The organism is Gammaproteobacteria bacterium, assembly GCA_003696665.1.
In the GTDB taxonomy this organism is placed as follows: Bacteria; Pseudomonadota; Gammaproteobacteria; order Enterobacterales.
Map to the genome: position 1 here is coordinate 1 of RFGJ01000275.1, position 3,966 is coordinate 3,966.

The window sequence follows — 3,966 nt, forward strand, 5'->3', positions numbered from 1 at the left end:
GTGGAGCTGGTGGAGCTGGTGGAGCTGGTGGAGCTGGTGGAGCTGGTGGAGCTGGTGGAGCTGGTGGAGCTGGTGGAGCTGGTGGAGCGACCAGTCCGGTCAATACGTCTACAGGGGCCTCGTATGTATATGACGCAAACGGTCGGCTGCTGTCAGTTACCTACACGAACGGTCAGAAAATAAATTATCAATACGATAATGCCGGAAATATTATTTCTCAGGTGGTTCAGTAATGCGAGTCAACTTATATCGGGCATTTCTGCTGCTGGCCTCTGTCACTATCCTATCTGGCCAGACCTTCGCGGCCTTATTAACGAGTAATGCGGTGCCTGCCGCAGCAAGCGCTTTCCCTCCAGGTACGGCCATCGTCCCGAACGGTAGTATCCAAACATATACAGCAGTGGCGAACCCGGGGTATACATTTGATCACTGGAGTGGGTGTGATTCCTTGTCTGGTGCCGCATTGGAAAAATGTACTGTTCACATGAACTCCAATAAAACTGTGACAGCTTACTTCAAGACTAATGGAGTCACATATAATCTGACAGCTACAGCGACTCCAACTCAAGCAAGTTGGTGGAATCCTGGGACAACGGCATATCAGGCTGGATCTACTGTTGTTTATTCTGCTGTTGCCAAGCCTGGGTGGACTTTCAGCAGCTGGGCAGGTTGTGATGCTGTAGATGGAAACCGTTGCATAGTGGTAATGAATGGAAATCGCACAGTCTCAGCAACTTTTACCGTTGATCCCGGGTTTGCACATAGTGAGATTGCTCCTGCATTTACATCCACTTCGGCGGTAACAGTCGACAAAGCGAGAAATGGGATCGGGAGCAATCAGGCAAGGCCAACCACAGCTATCACCAAGCAGGAAATTCAGGCGCTTCATTCAGGAGTGCCATCAAATAATTCGGCCGTCGGCGGTGACTCGGTTTCCATGGCTAATGGTCATTACTCGCTTGCAGTCAGGGATCTGAGCATCCGATCCAATGGTATTCCTTTGGAGTTTGTCCGTTATTACAGCTCCGTCCACCTCGTCAACCAGAGCGCGCTTGGCGAAGGGTGGACCCATAGTTTTGACTATAAGATCGTCAACCAAATCAATACCACAGTGGATCTTCAACGGCCGGATGGGAGCCTTGTCCGTTTTCAGGAGGTTTCTAACATCGGTGGTATCCGTACCTTTCGGCCAATTGTCCCCGGCATCTTTGATAGCCTTGTTCAGCAGAATTCAATCGGCTATTTTACGCTGACGAAAAAAGATCAGACCATCTACTCCTTTGATGAAACCGGGCTGCTGTTGGATATCTCGGATCCAAACGGTAACTCGCTGATCATCACGAATGACCCTGTCAACCACCGTCCAACAAAGATAACTGACTCAAAATCAGGACGATGGATACAGATTGCATACGATGCAAAGGGTTATATCAGCAGCGTATCGGACAATGCAGGTCGAACCGTAACCTACGCTCACAATGCATCAGGTTATCTTACTTCAGTTACAGATGTTCGGGGAAACTTGCAGACCTACTATTATGATGGTTTCGGGCAACTCTACCTTGCCATTGACCCGCTCAATTTCAAAAATGCGGACAACACGTATTACACTAATGCCCAGGTTGCGGTTCAGGGAGACGCCTTGGGTCAGGCAACTCAATTTACCTTCAAACCAAATGGTCAAGCAACAGAATCAGATCGGATGGGCAACACTTGGACTTATCGACATGACGCAAATGGTTTTCTATCTTCCAAGACTGACCCCTACGGCAACACCACAACTTACACATATGATGCACAGGGCAACCTCACGAAAGTCGTTGACCCGCTGGGCCGCATCACGACCATGACCTATGACACCCGTGGCAACCTCCTCAGTAAAACTAATCCGGCGGGGGAAACCTTTCAGTATTCCTATGATGCCAGAAACAACCTGACATCCATCACGAATCCCAAGGGTGCCGTCAAGACCTTTACATACGATGCAAAAAACAACCTGCTGACCAAAACAGACTTCCGGGGTAATACCACCACATTTACTTACACCCCATCAGGTCAGGTCTCCAGCGCCACTGATCCGTTGGGCAATACGACCACGTTTACCTACAACGCCAATGGTGATCTTCAGAAAGTAACCGATGCACTGGGTAATGTAACTACTTTTGGTTATGATGCTTTTGGCAATGTGACTTCCGTAACCGATCCCGCAGGCAAGGTCTGGAAACGCACCTATGATGCGGCCGGCAACCTGTTGACCGAAGTCGATCCTCTTCTAAACACGACGACGTATACATACGATGCCAATGGCAACAGAACCAGCATAACCGACCCCATGGGTAATACCACGACCTACGCCTACGACGGCAATGGCAATCTTGTTTCGGTTACCGATGCGCTGGGTAATGTCACCAAATATGGATTAGACGCAGAAGAACGTCCAACGAGCACCACCGTCGCTTTCGGCACACCCATGGCGCGCACCATATCCACACTGTTTGATGCCGCTGGTCGGAAATATGGCACTAAAGATGCCCTGCAGAACCAAACCACGCTGAAATTGGATGCCGCAGGTCAAATCTCCTGGTCCATGGATCCCCTGAACCACAAAACTACATTCTCCTATGATCAGGCAGGCCGTGTCACCAGTATCGTTAATGCCCTGAATGGAACATCGGCAAAGACCTATGACCCCAATGGCAGGGTTAGAACCGAGACCGATCCGCTGAATCGTACAACAACCTATCAACGTGATGCAGATGGACGTATCACGACCACGATTGATCCGCTCGGTGCATCGACGGCTCGCGCCTACGATGCGGCAGGCAACCTGACATCCATCACCGATGCCAATGGCAATACGACTACCTTCGTCTACGATGCCCTCAACCGCCGAATTCAGGAAACCGATGCGCTCGGGAACATCACCAAAACGGCCTATAACCCGAGAGGATTGGTCAAGAGCCACACCAATGCGCGTGGCCAAGTCATCACCTATGGTTATGATGCGGCAGGCCGCCTTGTCACCGAAACCTTCCCGACCTATACCCTGACGCATACGCTGGATAAAAATGGCAACCGCACCAAGACCGTCAGCAGTCTTGGCCCCGTGATTACAAGGACGTTTGATGCATTGAACCGCCTGACCAGCCGCACCGATCAGTGGGGCAACACGGTGAGCTATGCCTATGATGCCGCCGGCAATCTGGCCACGATCACCTACCCGGGCGGCAATACAGTGACCTACACCTATGATGCCAACAATCGCATCACCAAAGTGACCGATTGGGCAGGTCGCATCACAACCTACACGTATGATGCCGCTGGCAATCTGAAAACCGCCACTCTGCCCAATGGGGCGACCGTAACCTACACCTACGATGCCCTCAACCGCCTTGTGCGCAAAACCGATGTGGCCAATGGGACAACCATCGCCGACTACAACTATGTGCTCGATGCCGCAGGGCAGCAAATCAGTTATTCCGGCACCGAGCCGCTGGCGCCCCAGCTTACTCCGGTCAACCACGGATCGTTCACCTATGATGCGCTTAACCGCCTGACCGCAAGGGGTGCGGATTCGTTTGCCTACGATGCCGACAGCAACATGACCAGTCGCACCATCGGTGGCGTGACGAAAACATTAACCTGGAACGCATTGAACCAGCTGACCAGCTTCGGTGCGGACAGCTACATCTACGATGCCGATGGCTATCGCGTCGGCTCCACCATAAACGGTGTCACCCGCCGCTATGTGCAGGATGCGAGCGGTTCGCTCTCCCGCCTGCTGATGGAGCAGGATGGCGCGGGCAATATCGTTGCCAGCTATGTCTATGGCGTCGGCCTAGCCTACCGCGTGGATGCGGCCGGCAATATTCAGGTCTATCACTTTGATAATCGCGGCAGCACCGTCGCGATCACGGATGCCGCAGGCAATGTCACGGATACCTTTGCCTACGATCCGTTCGGCAA

At 52.1% G+C, this 3,966-nt stretch carries 2 protein-coding genes; both read left to right on the forward strand.

Annotated features, from left to right (window positions below; all coding sequences use genetic code 11):
* Positions 1-233, forward strand: a 233-nt coding sequence (locus tag D6694_07580; GenBank protein RMH42783.1) for a polysaccharide deacetylase, incomplete at its 5' end; no start/stop codon positions are given.
* A 473-nt stretch (positions 234-706) separates the two neighbouring features.
* Positions 707-3,966, forward strand: a 3,260-nt coding sequence (locus D6694_07585; GenBank protein RMH42784.1) for an RHS repeat protein, incomplete at its 3' end; no start/stop codon positions are given.